This is a genomic window from Amantichitinum ursilacus (genome assembly GCF_001294205.1).
Lineage (GTDB): Bacteria > Pseudomonadota > Gammaproteobacteria > Burkholderiales > Chitinibacteraceae > Amantichitinum > Amantichitinum ursilacus.
In genome coordinates this window covers 1-15,455 of sequence record NZ_LAQT01000030.1, presented here as the reverse complement: position 1 = coordinate 15,455, position 15,455 = coordinate 1, and the positions used below count along the sequence as shown (strand labels likewise).

14 protein-coding genes are annotated in these 15,455 nt (G+C 58.9%); 8 read left to right on the top strand and 6 right to left on the bottom strand.

Features of this window, described 5'->3' with window-relative positions; all coding sequences use genetic code 11:
- Positions 1-2 precede the first annotated feature (2 nt).
- The 5 genes from arcC to WG78_RS17555 are packed head-to-tail and all read right to left on the bottom strand — an operon-like array spanning position 3 to position 5,628.
- Entirely contained in the window at positions 3-962 is a 960-nt protein-coding gene (arcC, locus tag WG78_RS17575; protein ID WP_053939150.1) for a carbamate kinase, read from the bottom strand.
- Complete coding sequence (locus WG78_RS17570) at positions 959-2,395, bottom strand: YlbE family protein (protein WP_053939149.1); 1,437 nt, start codon at positions 2,393-2,395, stop codon at positions 959-961. The genes arcC and WG78_RS17570 overlap by 4 nt, the downstream gene beginning before the upstream one ends.
- Positions 2,392-3,978 (bottom strand): acyl-CoA synthetase FdrA, encoded by a 1,587-nt coding sequence (gene fdrA / locus WG78_RS17565; protein ID WP_053939148.1) that lies wholly within the window; start codon positions 3,976-3,978, stop codon positions 2,392-2,394. The genes WG78_RS17570 and fdrA overlap by 4 nt, the downstream gene beginning before the upstream one ends.
- Positions 3,979-4,028: 50 nt before the next feature.
- Positions 4,029-4,985 carry an oxamate carbamoyltransferase subunit AllH family protein gene (locus tag WG78_RS23465; RefSeq protein WP_053939147.1) on the bottom strand — a complete coding sequence of 319 codons (957 nt, stop codon included), beginning with the start codon at positions 4,983-4,985 and terminating at the stop codon, positions 4,029-4,031.
- Positions 4,960-5,628: a cysteine hydrolase family protein gene (locus tag WG78_RS17555; RefSeq protein ID WP_053939146.1), complete on the bottom strand. Its 669-nt coding sequence runs from the start codon at positions 5,626-5,628 to the stop codon at positions 4,960-4,962. The genes WG78_RS23465 and WG78_RS17555 overlap by 26 nt, the downstream gene beginning before the upstream one ends.
- 435 nt (positions 5,629-6,063) lie before the next feature.
- On the opposite strand from WG78_RS17555, the gene WG78_RS17550 reads away from it, so the two are divergent.
- From WG78_RS17550 to WG78_RS17525, 6 genes are all read left to right on the top strand, one after another.
- Positions 6,064-7,146 (top strand): ABC transporter ATP-binding protein, encoded by a 1,083-nt coding sequence (locus WG78_RS17550; protein WP_053939145.1) that lies wholly within the window; start codon positions 6,064-6,066, stop codon positions 7,144-7,146.
- Positions 7,147-7,156: 10 nt separating this feature from the next.
- A complete protein-coding gene (locus WG78_RS17545; RefSeq protein WP_053939202.1) occupies positions 7,157-8,098 on the top strand; it encodes a carbohydrate ABC transporter permease in 942 nt (313 codons plus the stop codon).
- Positions 8,095-8,937: a carbohydrate ABC transporter permease gene (locus WG78_RS17540; RefSeq protein ID WP_053939144.1), complete on the top strand. Its 843-nt coding sequence runs from the start codon at positions 8,095-8,097 to the stop codon at positions 8,935-8,937. The genes WG78_RS17545 and WG78_RS17540 overlap by 4 nt, the downstream gene beginning before the upstream one ends.
- 65 nt (positions 8,938-9,002) lie before the next feature.
- Positions 9,003-10,319 carry an extracellular solute-binding protein gene (locus WG78_RS17535; RefSeq protein WP_201782476.1) on the top strand — a complete coding sequence of 439 codons (1,317 nt, stop codon included), beginning with the start codon at positions 9,003-9,005 and terminating at the stop codon, positions 10,317-10,319.
- Positions 10,320-10,397: 78 nt separating this feature from the next.
- Entirely contained in the window at positions 10,398-11,942 is a 1,545-nt protein-coding gene (arfA, locus tag WG78_RS17530) for an arabinosylfuranosidase ArfA (RefSeq protein ID WP_053939142.1), read from the top strand.
- Positions 11,943-11,983: 41 nt separating this feature from the next.
- Positions 11,984-12,739: a FadR/GntR family transcriptional regulator gene (locus WG78_RS17525; protein ID WP_053939201.1), complete on the top strand. Its 756-nt coding sequence runs from the start codon at positions 11,984-11,986 to the stop codon at positions 12,737-12,739.
- Here WG78_RS17525 and lepB read toward each other — a convergent pair.
- The gene (gene lepB, locus WG78_RS17520; RefSeq protein ID WP_053939141.1) at positions 12,729-13,688 is read right to left on the bottom strand and encodes a signal peptidase I; all 960 of its coding nucleotides are present in this window, start codon (positions 13,686-13,688) and stop codon (positions 12,729-12,731) included. The genes WG78_RS17525 and lepB overlap by 11 nt on opposite strands.
- Before the next feature lie 337 nt (positions 13,689-14,025).
- Here lepB and WG78_RS17515 point away from each other — a divergent pair, with 337 nt between their 5' ends.
- Complete coding sequence (locus WG78_RS17515; protein ID WP_053939140.1) at positions 14,026-14,469, top strand: GNAT family N-acetyltransferase; 444 nt, start codon at positions 14,026-14,028, stop codon at positions 14,467-14,469.
- Between the two features lie 33 nt (positions 14,470-14,502).
- Complete coding sequence (locus tag WG78_RS17510; RefSeq protein ID WP_053939139.1) at positions 14,503-15,255, top strand: helix-turn-helix domain-containing protein; 753 nt, start codon at positions 14,503-14,505, stop codon at positions 15,253-15,255.
- The last annotated feature ends 200 nt before the right edge of the window (positions 15,256-15,455 follow it).

Below are 15,455 nucleotides of genomic sequence, written 5' to 3'. Positions count from 1 at the left end.
AATCAGGCGTTGATCCAGGTGCCGGTCTCGCGCGACAAGGCGCGGCCAATCGCGGCGGGGCTGGTAATCAACCCGCTGGCGGCCTTGCCTTGCTGACGCGATTGCTCGACAAAACCCAGAATCGCTTCGACTTTGGGCAGCATGCTGCCCGCGCCAAACTGGCCTTGTTCGATCAGCGCCTGCGCTTCTTCCAGGCTGAGCTGGTTAAGCCATTGCTGGTCTGGCTTGCCAAAATTGATCGCTACTTGCTCGACGCCAGTCGGGATCAACAGCAGATCCGCGCCCAGTTGCGTAGCCAGCAGCGCCGAGGCCAGGTCTTTGTCGATAACCGCTTCCACGCCTTGCAATTGCTGGTGCTCATCGCGCACCACCGGGATGCCGCCACCACCACACGCAATCACCACGCAGCCTTGCTCGACCAGCTGGCCGATCAGGCCGCTTTCAAGAATTTCTTGCGGTTGCGGGGATGCCACGGTGCGACGCCAGCCGCGGCCCGCGTCTTCCATCACGGTCCAGCCCAGCTCACGCTGGCGGATACGCGCAGTGTCTTCGTCAAGGAAGGCGCCGACCGGTTTGGCGGGGTTGCGGAACGCCGGATCGCTGAGGCTGACGCGGGTTTGCGTAACCAGCGTAATCACCGGCTTGATCAGGCCGCGCCGTTGCAATTCGTTGGTGAGCGCTTTCTGGAACATGTAGCCAATGGCGCCTTGGGTATCGCCCACGGCGTAATCGAGCGGCACGGGGGCCACTTCAAGCGCGGCCAGTTCTGAGCGGCGCAGGATAAAACCCACTTGCGGGCCATTGCCGTGCGTGAGCACCACGTTCCAGCCCGCTTCGATCAGCGGGACGATATGGCTGACGCTTTCGATCACGGCTTCGTATTGATCGGGAATGCTGGTGTGCTGATCATCACGGATCAGTGCGTTGCCCCCCACGGCAACGACGGCGAGACGCGGCTTCATGCTGCACCTCCATCGGCCAGTCGGACTTGCTCGGCCAGGGCACGGATGGCCTCGATAAAGCCGGGCATCGGTGCGGTGGTGATGCCCGCGCCGATCTGGCCAACGCCAGCCAGCTTGTGCGCGATGCCGGTATTGATGATGGGCAGCGTGCCGCTGTCGACTACTTTGCGGATATCGACACCGGCCGCAGTGGGCGCGAAATCAAGCGCAGGCAGGGTAAACGCAGGATTGGAGCCCAGCGTAATGCTTTGCATGCGACGGCTGTTTTGCGTGGCGTCCGCGGGCGTGCCGCCCACAAATTTGACGATCGCCGGGGATGAGGCCATGGCAAAGCCACCGACGCCCGCAGTTTCGGTAATCGCGCTATCGCCTAGATCCGCCGTGGCATCTGCTGCGCTGTAGCCCGGAAAATACAAACCGTTAATGGGGTTAGCGGGCGCCTGATACCAGCGCTTGCCAGTGCCGGAAACCTGAATGCCAAAGTTGACGCCATTGCGCGCCATCACCGTCACCATGGAACTGCACGGCACGCCGCTGGCGGCATCGGTCATCGCTTTGCACGCAGCCATCGACAGGTTGAGGAAGAAATGGTCGTTGCTATAGATAAACTCGATCGCACGTTGCACGTGGTCGGCGGGCTGGCCGCAGCGCAGTAGTGCGGGCACCAGGCGTTTGAGCAGCAGGCCGGTGGCGGCGGCATTGCGGTTGTGGACTTCGTCGCCCATGTGCAGCGCTTGCGCCATGATGGGCTTCAGCTCCAGCGGGCCGAGTACCTTGAGCGCCGCTTGCAGCGTGGGCGCCAGTTCTTGCGTCATCCAGTGCAGGCGTTCCAGCACTTCCGGCCCATTCGCGCCAAAGCGCAGCACCTTGCCGAGACCTTCGTTGAAGTTGCAGTAGGCAAAGCTGCCATTGGTGGTGTTCTGGATAACCCACAGCGGCATGGACGGACTGACAATGCCGGCCATCGGGCCCACCACATTGTGGTGATGGCACGGTTCCACGTCGATCTGGCCCGCTTCCACCAGCGCGGTAGCGGCTTCGACGCTATCAGCCCAGCCTTCAAAAATGGCCGCGCCGACAATGGCACCTTGCATCGGGCCACACATATCGGCCCAGGCAATAGGCGGACCAGCGTGCAGAATCAGCTTGCGCTGCGCCATCGCAGGAAGCGTGTCACGAGCAAATTGCACATCGATCAGCGCGGGCTGTGCGGCCAGATAGCGCTCAAATGCAATCTGGTTGGCGGCTTCGACACGCGGATGGTTGATCAGCCAGGCCAGATCGAGGCCAGCGGCCACGTCGCCGAGTGCGGGCGGTTGCCAATCCAGTTGGGTGGCGGCGCCGCCAGCCAGGACAAGGTTGTCTGCAAACGACGCCAGACCCAGGTTGATTACATCCAGCGGTTGTTCAAACAGTGAGGTACGGATATTCATTGTGCGGCTCCGGCAACACCCGCTGTGCGGCGGGCGGCTTGTTGAAGGGCGACGTGGCTGGCCCATTGCGCGGCTTGTGCGTTGCAGTCGGCCACCAGTACGCCCGCCTGACGCAAGCGGGTAATCTGGCGGGCGCGGTCTTGCGGATCAGCCGCGGTGCCGCAGACGTGGGCGACCAGCACGGGCAGGGCGGCGGCGGCGGCTTGCTGGCGCGCCTTGCTGCAGACTTCAAGCAGTTCGGCCACCGGGTCAGCCGCGGCGCCATAACCCAGCACCACGTCAAACAGCACGACGGCGGTGGCAGGGTCGGTCAGCTCGGCCAGGATGCGTTGATTACGCAGGGTGGGGTCGATCATTGGATGCGGGCGGCCGCGCGTGTATTCGTCATCGCCCATGTCGACCAGCGTGTGGCCATGACTTTGCCAACGATCCGCGATCATGCTGTTGCCTTTGACTGGCGTATTGGACGCCGCCACGAAACCGGCGCGTTGGCACAGTAGTTGGGCTTCAAAGCAGAACGTGCCGCCGGCAAATACGCCACGGATGTCGCTGCGTTGGGCGGCCAGGCTGGCAGCAGCGGCATTCAGCAGCTGCGCGTCTTGCGCTGACAGGGCGCTCGCGACTGCAGGCGCTGCTTGCGCCCGTTCCAGCGCGACGGCCACTTCGGCGGTATGAGCCAGTGTGTGGGCGACCGTAATCCCGGGGCGCGCCACGCTGGCGGGATCTGCGCCGAGGAAATGCACCACCACCGGTTTGCCGGCTTTTTGCGCTTGCGCCAGGATACGGTCGGCCACTTCGCGTGCCGGCGGCTTGGAGACCAGTACGATCACCTGGGTGGCCGGGTCTTCGGCCAACGCTTCCAGGCCGGCTTGCATCGACAGACCACCGATGTCGTCATGCAGATCATGACCACCAGTGCCCAGTGCCTGCGAAATGCCCGAGCCCAATTGGTCGATGCGGCAGGTCACTTCTTGCACACCGGTGCCTGATGCGCCAACCACGCCGATGGCGCCGCGTTTGACCACATTGGCAAAACCCAGCGGCATGCCATTGATAATGGCGGTGCCACAATCCGGCCCCATCACCAGGCGCTTTTGCTGCTGGGCGAACGTCTTGATCCGCTTTTCCAGCGCCAGGCTGATGTTGTCGCTGAACAGCATCACGTGCATGCCCAGGCGCAAGGCCTTGATGGCCTCGGCCGCGGCATAATCGCCGGGCACCGAGATCAGCGCCAGATTGGCCTCGGCATGCAATGCCTGTGCGCGCGCCAGGTTGTTGGGCGCCGCCTCGACGACGCTGGATTCGCCGCCGCTGGCGGGTTTGCTGTCCAGCGCCGTCGCGGCCAATGCCAAGGCTTCGTCGCACGCCGCGGCACTGCCGCGCACGGCGATGATCAGGTCGTTGGGGCCCGCGCTTTCGCTACACGCCAGGCCTGCTTCTACCAGTTGCGCCTGGTTGGTGGGCGTGCCCATCACCACCGACGCCTGCGCGATATCGGCCAGTGCAGAAATCCGGGCGGAAATCTGCATCAGCGACACGGAGTCCTGATAGCGGTTACGAAAAATCTGATGTTTGATCTGCATGATCAACCCTTTATTCGGTGATAGATCGCTACGTTGTCCGCCGACGGCGGTCACGCTTGTATTGATGTGTGTTGCTTGATGCGCTTGCTGTCCCATTGCGCTACGGCCAGCGCGATGGTTCTTGATCCGTGCAAAAAGCCGGCTAATACATCAATGCCGGAACTGGCGCCGTATTGCATGACGGATTGAGCCGCGTCTTTCAGGATTTCGGGCTGCGGATTAGTCGCAATTGAATCAATCAGAATCAAAATTGATTGTGAAAAATGGCCCTGAATCGCTAATTGCAAATAATGTTGACTAATTTCGGTGGTACGTAATAAACCCTGCTTGATCGCATTCGCCATGACACGAAAATGCGCCGTCAGTCGATGGCAGTGATGCAATGCGGCCAGATAACCCAACAAGTAATCGTCACCATCGGGCGTCAAACCACGGCCGAGGCCGAGTAGTGCGTTGACGTGACGTTGCAGTTCCAGCGTGCTGGTCTGGCTATGCCACTGCGCGATCGGTAACCCCGTGGTCGCGACCGGCAAAAGCTGGAGCACGCTGTGTCCGGACTGTTGCGCCGCGTAGGCCTGCAATTGAGCGGCCAGCAAGTCATGCACCTGTTGCAACCGGGCTGCGGGCAATGCATCAAGTAGAGCCCGCGCACGCGATGGTTCCCAGACAGGAGCGGCGGTCAGATCGATATGCCAGTGCCGGGGCGCAAACAGCGTGCCTTGCCGATAGATCAACCACTGGCCGGGGTCGCAATGCTGGCGCCAATCCCAATCATCCGGCACCGCGACAGCAACAGCCCGGGGCTGGGCGGCGGCGGGGGCCGACAGCAATGTGCACAGGCGACCGTCGTGCCAGACCAGATTCAGCGCATGCCTAAAGCAACTGTGCACGCGTAGAAGCTGGTCTTCGTGCCAGCGCCGTCGCAACAGGTAGCCCGCCGACAGCGCGGGCAACCGTGTGGTGAGGCGCAACGCGCAAGCATCAGGCAGCGAGTGCAGCGATAACATTGCTGGCATTGCTGACCCAACCAAAGATAGCGCCCTGCGCTTTGATCATTTCCAGCGACGCTTTCTGGAATTCCGGGAAGTACGAACCCACGCAATCGGCCGGCACCAGGCATTCAAAGCCGCGATCATTGGCTTCGCGCACGGTGGTGGTGACGCACACTTCGGTGGTTACGCCGCACACAATCAGCGTTTTGATGCCGCGGTTTTGCAGGATCAGATGCAGGTCGGTCTGATAAAACGCGCCTTTGCCCGGTTTATCGATCACCGGCTCGCCTGCAATCGGGTACAGCTCGGGGATCAGGTCGTGGCCGGCTTCACCGCGTACCAGGATGCGACCCATCGGGCCCTTGCTGCCAATAAAGGTTTTGCCGCCGCGAGTCAGTTTGGCAGGCGGGCAATCGGTGAGGTCAGGGCGATGGCCTTCGCGTGTATGGACCACCAGCAAGCCAGCCTTGCGGGCGGCTTCCAGCACTTGCTTGCAAGGCTGGATGGCAACGCGCACCAGCGAAACATCATTACCCAATGCTTCACCAAAACCGGCGGGTTCAACGAAATCGCGTTGCATATCAATCATGACCAATGCGGTTGTCTTTTTATCAAAAGGCAATGCAAACGGTTCGGCAATAAAAGCGGATTGCGACATTTGAGAATTCCTTGATAAGAAACGAAAAACGATTGAATTGAAAACTTCTGCAGCTATTATAAAGAAGCATACGAATTGACACAGCGGAATGATTTTTTCCTTGGCGTCAAAATATTTGATGGCGTGCAAATGCAATTGTTTGAGTTGAATCAAATCACAACGGAAATTATCGAATTAACTAGTACTATTCCTATATCTCTGAATGGATTGGATTCGGGTTTTATTTGATAAAAATGAGAATTTGATGGCCGTGGCAATGGCCAATCCGCAAGGCGGGTACGGCACACGCAGGGATCAAAAATGTAGTGCTGCAGCGCACACTACAATCCAGCCGGTTCGTCCACAAAGCCAGCAAAAACCGCCATGTTGGCGGCTGTCAGCGCGCCCCTATGATGCGATTCATCATACGAAAGCACCAAAGCGGCGGAGTGAACCATGGCAGGCATACAGCTGGTGGGCGTCAACAAACGCTATGGCGGCACCGAGATTATTCCGGAGTTCAATCTGGAGATTGAATCGGGCGAGTTCCTGGTTTTCCTGGGGCCATCGGGCTGTGGCAAATCCACGCTGTTGCGCATGATTGCAGGGCTGGAGCCAGTCAGCGCCGGCCAGATCAGGATTGGTGGCCAGGACGTGACGGCCAGCGCGCCCGGCGAGCGGGATCTTGCAATGGTGTTTCAGCATTACGCGCTTTATCCGCATATGACGGTGCGCGAGAACATGGCCTTTGGCCTGCGCAACGTGAACGTGCCTGCCGCGGAAATCGACCGGCGCATTACCGAGGCGGCGCGCATGCTTGAACTGGAAGGCATGCTGGCGCGCAAGCCGATCCAGCTGTCGGGCGGGCAGCGCCAGCGCGTGGCGATCGGGCGCGCGGTGGTCAAGGAACCGGGCGCATTCCTGTTTGACGAGCCGTTATCAAATCTGGATGCCGCATTACGCAACCGTACCCGGGTTGAATTGGCGCGGCTGCATCAACGCCTGAAAACCACCATGGTTTTTGTGACGCATGACCAGGTTGAGGCGATGACGCTGGCCAGCCGCATCGTGGTGATGAATCGCGGTCGCATCGAACAGATGGGCACGCCAATTGAGATTTATCGCAAACCCGCCACGCGCTTTGTGGCCGGTTTTATTGGCTCGCCTGCCATGAATTTTATTGATGCCATCCCGGTGGCGGCCGAAGCGGATTGCATCAAGGTACGGCTGGCCGATGGCACCGAATTGCAGACCGGCGTTCCCACGCAGGCAGCGCGCAAGGACGCAAAACTGGTGGCCGGTGTGCGGGCCGAATCGCTGACGCTGGATGATGCCTCGCCGGTGCGCGGTCGTGCCGATGTGATTGAGCGGCTGGGCGAGCGCACGCTGGTGTACGTCACGCTCAGCAATGGTCACAGCGTGGTGGCGCAAGCGCATCGTGAATCGCCAGTAGCCAGCGGCGATCTGGTCGGCCTGCACTTCGAGCCCGAGCATGTGCATCTGTTTGATGAAGCCGGGCTTGCCTGGCATGCCGCATAAGGGCGCCGCCATGACAACAACGCTCTCTGCGCTGCCGGCGGCCGCGCGCGCCTCCAGTCAGCCTAAGGTCAAAGGCGTGCAGCACTGGAGTAACGCCTTGTTTGTGCTGCCTTTTGTGCTGGTTTATATCGCGCTGCTGGTAGTACCGGTCGTCACTGGTTTGTGGCTTAGTCTTAACGATGTTGACGTGCTGTCGGGCGACCGCGCCTTTATCGGCCTGGCCAACTTTGCCCGGCTATGGCACGACGATATTTTTCGTGGCGCCATCCGCAATACCTTTCTGTTTGTGCTGATGACCACGCCCGCGTTTGTGGCGCTAGGGCTGGCGCTGGCCCTGGCGCTCAACCGGCAAGATCGTGTCGGCACCGCCTTGCGCACCATTTTCTTCGGCTCGTCGGTGCTGTCGGTCACCATCGTCACGTTGGTCTGGCGGCTGGTGTTCATGACCGACAAAGGCCTGCTGGCCAATGTGATGCACAGCCTGGGCCTGGCGAGTATCAATCCGCTGACCAGCAGTGCGCTGGCTTTGCCCGCCATTGCGCTGGTTACGGTGTGGTGGATTATCGGATTGCCGATGATGTTGTTTCTGGCCGCGCTCCAGCAAATTCCCGAAGAGATCTATGAAGCCGCCGCCATGGACAACGCCGGCCGCTGGCGCACGTTCTGGTCGATTACCTTGCCGCAATTACGCAAAACCGTGGCCTTGGTGGCAATTATCGAAGTGATCCTGCAATTCCAGTTATTTGGTCAGGCGCAATTGATGACTAATGGCGGCCCCAACAATAGCTCGCGCCCCTTGGTGCAGTTCATTTACGAGGCCGGCTTTCAGCAATGGGCCTTGGGCTACAGCGCGGCGGCGGCGCAAGTGTTGTTCGGCCTGATGTTGATCGGCGTGGCCCTTCAGATGTGGATCAGCAAACGCGGCCAGACCCAATCCGGAGAATCCACATGAGCGCACGTCAACACGCTGGCCGCCGCATGGGCGACCACCTGATTCTGGCCGCGGTGATGGTGCTGGCCTTGTTGTGGATCGCGCCGCTGGCCTGGGTTTTTGCGCTGTCGTTTAAACCCAATGCCTTTCTGGCGCAGCACACCGATGTGGTGCTGGGCGCGCCGTACACGCTCAAGAATTACACCGATATCCTGGGCACCTCGTCGGTGTTTCGCTGGATTGCCAATAGCTGCATCGTGTCGGTAACGCAAACGCTGCTGACCTTGGTGTTGTGCTCGCTGGCTGGCTATGGTTTTGCCCGCACCGCATTTCCGGGGCAGAAAGCGTTATATGTATTTGTGCTGGCCGGGCTGGCAGTGCCCGAGCAAGCAGTGGTTATCCCCTTGCACCGTCTGTTTGCCGATCTGGATTTGCACAACACCTATAGCGGGCTGATTCTGCCGCGGCTAGCCGCCCCGTTTGGCGTGTTCTTGATGACGCAGTATTTCAAGGCCATTCCCAAAGACATTGAAGAAGCCGCGCTCCTCGATAGCACGCCGCGCTGGAAAATCTTTTTGCGCATCGTCTTGCCGCTGTCGATTCCGGCGCAGGCCACGCTGGGCATCTTCACCTTTCTGACGGCCTGGAACGACTATCTGTGGCCGCTGATTTCGGCGTCCAAACCCGATATGTACACGCTGACTTTGGGTCTGGCGGCCACCCAGAGCAATTTTGCCCAGTCGGAAGGCATCGGTTATCTGATGGCGCAAGCGGTGTTTGCCGGCTTGCCGATCTTTGTCATCTACCTGTTTTTCCAGAAACACATCGTTTCTGCGGTGGCCGGAACCACCGTGCGCTAGCCGTGGTGCGGCGCACTGCCGCGCTGCGTTTATATCCTCAGGAGACAACAACAATGCAAGCCGGTATGACGACTCGATCCCTGTTGGCTTTGTGTCTGGGCGCTGCGCTCGGCACTGGCCATGCCGCCACCGAAATCACGCTGGCCCGCTTTTTTGGCGCCTGCGAAGCCGATTACGGCAAGGTGACGGATGTCAGCAAAGCCACGGGTGAATGCGGCACGATTACTTCTTTGGTCAATCAGTACAACGCCACCAACAAGGAGGGTGTGGTGGTGAAAGCCGAAGTGGCAGAGTGGGGCCCGTATTACGATCAGCTCACCTCCCGCATCGTGGCGCATAACGTGCCGACCATTGCCGTCATGCATCAATCGGTGCTGGGCGATTTTGTCAGCCGCAAACTGGTGGAGCCGCTCGATGATGGCTTCAAAAGCGTAGGTATCAACACGGCCGACTTTACCCCGCATGCCAAACGCGGCGTGGTCATCGGCGGCAAAACCTATGCGCTGCCGTTCGATACGTGGTCGTGGCTGTGGCATATCAATGTTAACTATTTCAAGAAAGCGGGCCTGACCACGCCGGATGGTCAGCCCATCCTGCCCAAATCGCCGGACGAGTTGCTGGCGCAGGCCAAAAAGATCAAGGACGCAACCGGCAAACCGTATTTCTCGTGGACCACCGCCAACGAAACCGCCGCGCCCACCCGTACCTTTCTCACGCTGATGTACCAACAGAATGCGCAGGTGTTCGGCGCGGATGGTCGCAAGATCAGCGTGCATACCCCGGCGGCCACCAACGCGCTCACGCTGATGAACAAGCTGTGGACCGAGGGCTATATCAAGAAAGGCCTGGACTATGGCGCTACCCAGCAAGCCTTTACCAGTGGCGATGTGGCGGTGGACGTAGTCGGCAACTGGACCATCAATGATTTTCTGGTCGCCGCAGCCAAGGCCGATTCGCCATTACATGACGGTTACGACGTGGTGCCGTTTGCCAATCTCTACGGCAAGAAAGCGATTTTTGCCGATGGCCATAGCTGGGTGCTGATCAAAGGCGGCACGCATAACGATGCCGAGAAGAAAGCGGCGCTGAGTTTTCTCAAATTTTTATGGGACCACGATTACGACTGGTCCCGCACCGGCCATTTGCCCGCCAACAACAAGGTGGTGCAGAGCGCGCAGTACCAAGGCCTGCCTTATCGCAAAAACATCCTGGAGATTACGCAGATTGGCGTAACCACCCCCAGCAATGTGCCACGCCAACGCGCCATCGAAGCCATTATTGGTGAGGAAATCTCCAGCATGATGCTGTCGGGCAAAGCCATCCCGGCGGTCGAGGATGCCATCGAAAGCCGCGTGAATACCTTGCTGGCAAGCGTGCATTAAGCCGCTGCCAACCGCTCTGGCCGTGGCCTTGCAGCGCCACGGCAACTTCTTCTTGGACTTTTTGCAGGAACGTTCGCCATGATCAGTGCGCGCCTTATTGTTGACCGCGACTTTGCCATTGCCGATCTCGACCGCCGCTTGTTTGGCACTTTTGTCGAGCATATGGGCCGTTGCGTCTACACCGGCATTTATGAACCGGACCATCCCAGCGCCGATGAAGACGGCTTCCGGCAAGACGTGCTGGATCTGACCCGCGAACTGGGCCCGACCATCGTGCGTTATCCGGGCGGCAATTTCATGTCGGGCTACAACTGGGAAGATGGCGTTGGGCCCAAAGACCAGCGCCCGGTGCGGCTGGATCTGGCGTGGTATTCCACCGAGACCAACCAGTTTGGCACCAATGAATTTATGCGCTGGGCTGACAAGGCGGGAGTGGAACCCATGTTTGGCGTCAACCTGGGCACGCGCGGCCCCGATGAAGCGCGCCATTTCGTCGAATATTGCAATCATCCGGGCGGCACCGCGCTTAGTGATCTGCGTCGCGAACATGGCGTGGAAAAGCCGCACGATATCAAGTTCTGGTGCCTGGGCAATGAAATGGATGGCCCGTGGCAAATCTGCCGCAAAACGCCGCAGGAATACGGCCGCATTGCATTAGAGACCGCCAAGGTGATGCGCCAGGTAGATCCCACGATTACCTTGGCCGCTTGCGGTTCTTCGCAATGGGATATGCCCACTTATGGCGAATGGGAACATACAGTGCTCGACCATTGTTTTGATGAGGTCGATTTTATTTCGCTGCATACGTATTTCACCAATCGCTACGATTCGACCGAAGAGTTTTTTGGCAATATCGAACAGACCGATCAATTCATCAAAGAAATTGTCGCGGTGGCGGATGGGGTTGCTGCGCGTAAACATTCGCGCAAACGCATCATGCTGTCGTTTGATGAATGGAACGTTTGGTACAAGGCGCGCAGCATCGACGATCTGCGCAAGCCAGGCTGGCCGCAGGCGCCGCGGCTGATTGAAGAGGTTTATAACTTTGAAGACGCGCTGGTCAATGGCGGCGCGTTGATCGTGATGATGAACAATTGCGATCGCGTTAAAACGGCGTGCCTGGCGCAACTGGTTAATGTGATTGGGCCGATCATGACTGAGCCGGGCGGCGCGGCGTGGCGGCAAACCATTTTTTATCCGTTTGCCCAAGCCTCGCAATTTGCTCACGGCCGCGTGCTGCGCCCGGTGATTGATTCGCCGTCTTATAGCGCTAAATCATTCGCCGAGATCCCCTATTTGTGCGCCAGCGTAGTGGACGATGAAACCACCGGCCAGAGCGTGATTTTTGCGCTGAATCGGCATTTAACCGAAGAGATGGAATTGCGCATTGAATTGCGCGGGCTGGGCCGTGAGCGTCAGATTACGCAGGCGCTGGAATTGCATCACACCAATATGAAAGCCACCAATACGCGCGAAGCGCCCGAGACCGTTACGCCGGGTTTTAACCACGACGTGCGTGCCGATGGCGAAACCATTATTGCGCGGCTAAAGCCCGGCTCCTGGAACGTGATCGTAACGCAAGCCAATGACCGGCGCGGCCAAGGCAACGGTGAAACCCGCTAGCGCCGCGCCATGGTGGCGTAATGAGCGCGGAGGCCCACTCAGTGTTTGAACGGGAACCGCTGGTTGGCACCATGAGCGCGCAGGTGGCGCGCATTCTGGGGATGCGCGTAGTCAGCGGCGAATTTCGGCCCGGCGATTTGCTACCGATCGAGCCGGAATTGTGTGCGGCTTATGGCGTTAGCCGTACCACGATCCGCGAGGCGATCAAACATCTGGCGGGCAAGCGGCTGCTGGAGGTGTCGCCCAAGATCGGCACGCGCGTGCTGCCCTTTACCGACTGGAATCTGCTGGATCGCGACGTATTGGCGTGGCGGCTGGAGGCACAGTTTGATCGCGCCATCGTGCAAGACATCTTCGAGATGCGCTTGTGCTTTGAGCCGCGCGCCAGCCAGTTGGCCGCGCTACATGGCACCGATGAAGACTTGCGCCAGATTGGCCGGCGTTATACCGAGCTGGCCAACGCGGGCAACGATGTGCGCATGGCGGCGCAGGCCGATCTGGATTTCCATCTGGCGATTATCAATGCGTCGCGTAATGGCATGTTTATTACGATCGGTGGCGCCATTAAGGCGGCTTTGCGTGTGTCATCGGGCATGTTGCACCGGCACGGCTCCAACCCGGGCGAAGATCTGATGTATTACTCGGCCGTGCACGAGGCGATTGCCACGCGCGCCGTGCCCGCGGCAGGGGCTGCGATGACCACCTTGTTAACGGTCTCGCACGCCCGGGTTTTGCCGTTGGCGGTGATCGGCGACCCGGACGTCGGCGCAGGCAGGGCGGGCGGCCTTAGTGAATAACCGTGCCGATCCGGTTGAGGTGGCCCAGGTTAAACCAGACAAAGAACGCTTTGCCGACCAGGTATTTATCAGGCACAAAACCGAAGTATCGGCCGTCGCCAGAGTGATCGCGGTTATCGCCCATCATGAAGTAATGGCCTTCGGGTACTTTGCAGGTAAACGCATTGGTGTCGTACTGACAGTTTTCGCGATACTGAAAGTCTTCGACTGCCGCCAGGTTAACCGCGGGCGGGTTATCGATGGCTTGCAGGGTGTTATACAGGTGCTCGCCATGTTTCTCGGCAAATTGCAGGTTGCGGACCTGCATATCGCCGCCCTCTATATAGTCGTGCTCACCTGCAGGCTGGGTGGGCAGGGCAACGCCATTTATATATAACTGCTTGTTGCGATATTCGACCGTGTCCCCCGGTACACCAATCACGCGCTTGATCAGATTGATCTCGGGTTTGTCCGGATGGTTGAACACCATCACATCGCCATGCTGCGGGCTGCCAATATGGGCAAACACCGTGTTCAGAATCGGCACGCGCAGACCATAAGTAAATTTGTTCACCAGAATAAAGTCGCCCACCACCAGACCGGGTCGCATCGATGACGAAGGAATCTGGTAGGGCTCGACCACAAACGCGCGCAGCACAAACACCACCAGCAATACGGGAAAGAAGCCACGGCCGTATTCAGCCCAATCCGGGCGGAGTTTGTCGGCGCGCGCCTTGTGCATCCATTTATCAAACGCCCAGATGACACCAGTGCCCAGCAAAAAGATCAGCATGGCGGCGCTGATGGACATCCACTGCACCAGCAAAATAAACAGACCAATAATGCCGGCCAGATAGCCGTATTGCACCAGTTGCGGCGCCTCCGCGCCTTCACGCGGTTGCCGGTTACCGATGATGACCAGGAACGGCGCCGCAATCAGGGCGACGATACCTACCAGGAGCCAATTCATGCCTGACCTCGTTGTTATTAAAAATGCGCGATATACGTCAACGCGAAGGCGCCTGGCTATCGAGTGCCAACGCGGCCTACGGGTTCCCCAAGCGCCGGGGTATGCCTTTATAAGAGCTGAGCCGGGGCGGCGCAAGACGTCACTAATTACTGTCAACGCGCTCGCAGCGATGCTGGACGACCTGGTCTGTGCATTCGTGCGCCGTAGCAGGCGAGGGCGGTTGTTACGTTGAAGAAACAATTGCAGCACTGATCACCCATGCTGTTAGCGTGCGGCGTTGGCCCGCGACTAGAATGCAGGCGCACCGTCCTCTCCTATATATAAGAGCGCATTACCGATGTTGATCCGACCTTTGCAAAGTGCTGACCACAGTGGCTGGCTGACGTTGTGGCAAGACTATTGCGCGTTCTATTCGGCGGCGGTTGATCCGGCCGTTTGTGCCGCCACCTGGCAGCGCATCTTGGACGCTGACTCGTCGATCTACGGCCTGGGTGCGTTCAATCCGGCAGGCGAGCTGGTCGGCTTTTGTCACTACGTGTGCCATCCGCATACGTGGAGCGCGCGCACCATCGCATACCTGGAAGACCTGTTTGTGGCGCCCGCGGGCCGCAGGATGGGCGTGGCATCCGCATTGATTGCGCAGCTACGAGCATTGGCGCAAGCGCAAGACTGGGCACGCATCTACTGGATTACCAATACCGACAATCTGGCGGCGCGTGCGGCGTACGACAAACTGGCCACGCGGACCGACCATGTGCGCTACGAAATCGCGCTGACGTGATCTCTACATATATATAAGAAAAGCAAACCGACTATGGCTGAACTCGATCAACTGGTTTCCACGCTTAAACGCCATCTTAAAAGTCAGGGTTATACCTATCGCACGCTGGGCGAGGCGCTCAAACTATCCGAGCCCAGCGTTAAACGCATGTTTGCCTCGCGCCGCTTGGGCGTTGACCGGTTAATCGAAATCAGCAATCTGTTGGGCTTTACGCTGGCCGAGCTGACGCAAGAAGCGGTCGTGGGCGAAAACCAGTTGCATCTGTTAAGCGAAGCGCAAGAACGCGAACTGGTGTCCGAGGTGCCGCTGTTACTGGTTGCAGTGTGTGCGCTCAATCATTGGGAGCTGGCCGACATCGTTAACGTTTATAAGCTGAGCGAGCACGAGTGTGTTCGCCTGCTGGTGCGACTGGACCGGCTGCGGCTGATCCATTTTCTGCCGGGTAACCGCATCCGGTTGAATGTAGCGCGCAACTTCGACTGGCTGCCTGACGGGCCGATCCGCACGTTTTTCCGCCAGAAAGGCATGCCGGATTTTCTACGTGGCGATTTTGGCGGCGCTGATGAAGTGCTGGCGTTCTCACATGGCATGTTGTCGGCAGATGCCTTGACGCGGATGCATGCCGAAATCCGCAAACTGCGGCAGCGCTTTGCCGAGTTGCATCAGGAAAGCCTTGAAACACCACTGGCCAGGCGGCATGGAACGGGGCTTTTATTGGCGATGCGAGGGTGGGAACTGGCGGCATTTAGCCAATTGCGTCGATTTGGCGACGACACCAGCAAATAGAACCCCGCATTGCGTAGGACAAAGCGAAAAAAGGCGTAAGAAAATTCTCTTTGTTTTTAGTGGTTTAGTTACTTTGCCCGATTTTGTTTGCAGCAAGGTGTTGACGGTCCGGCGGCCTGGCCGTATATTTCGCCTCCCTGCTGCAGCAAACACAGCGAAACGCAGAGACAGCGGTACCGTACCGATGTCAGTAACTAGTT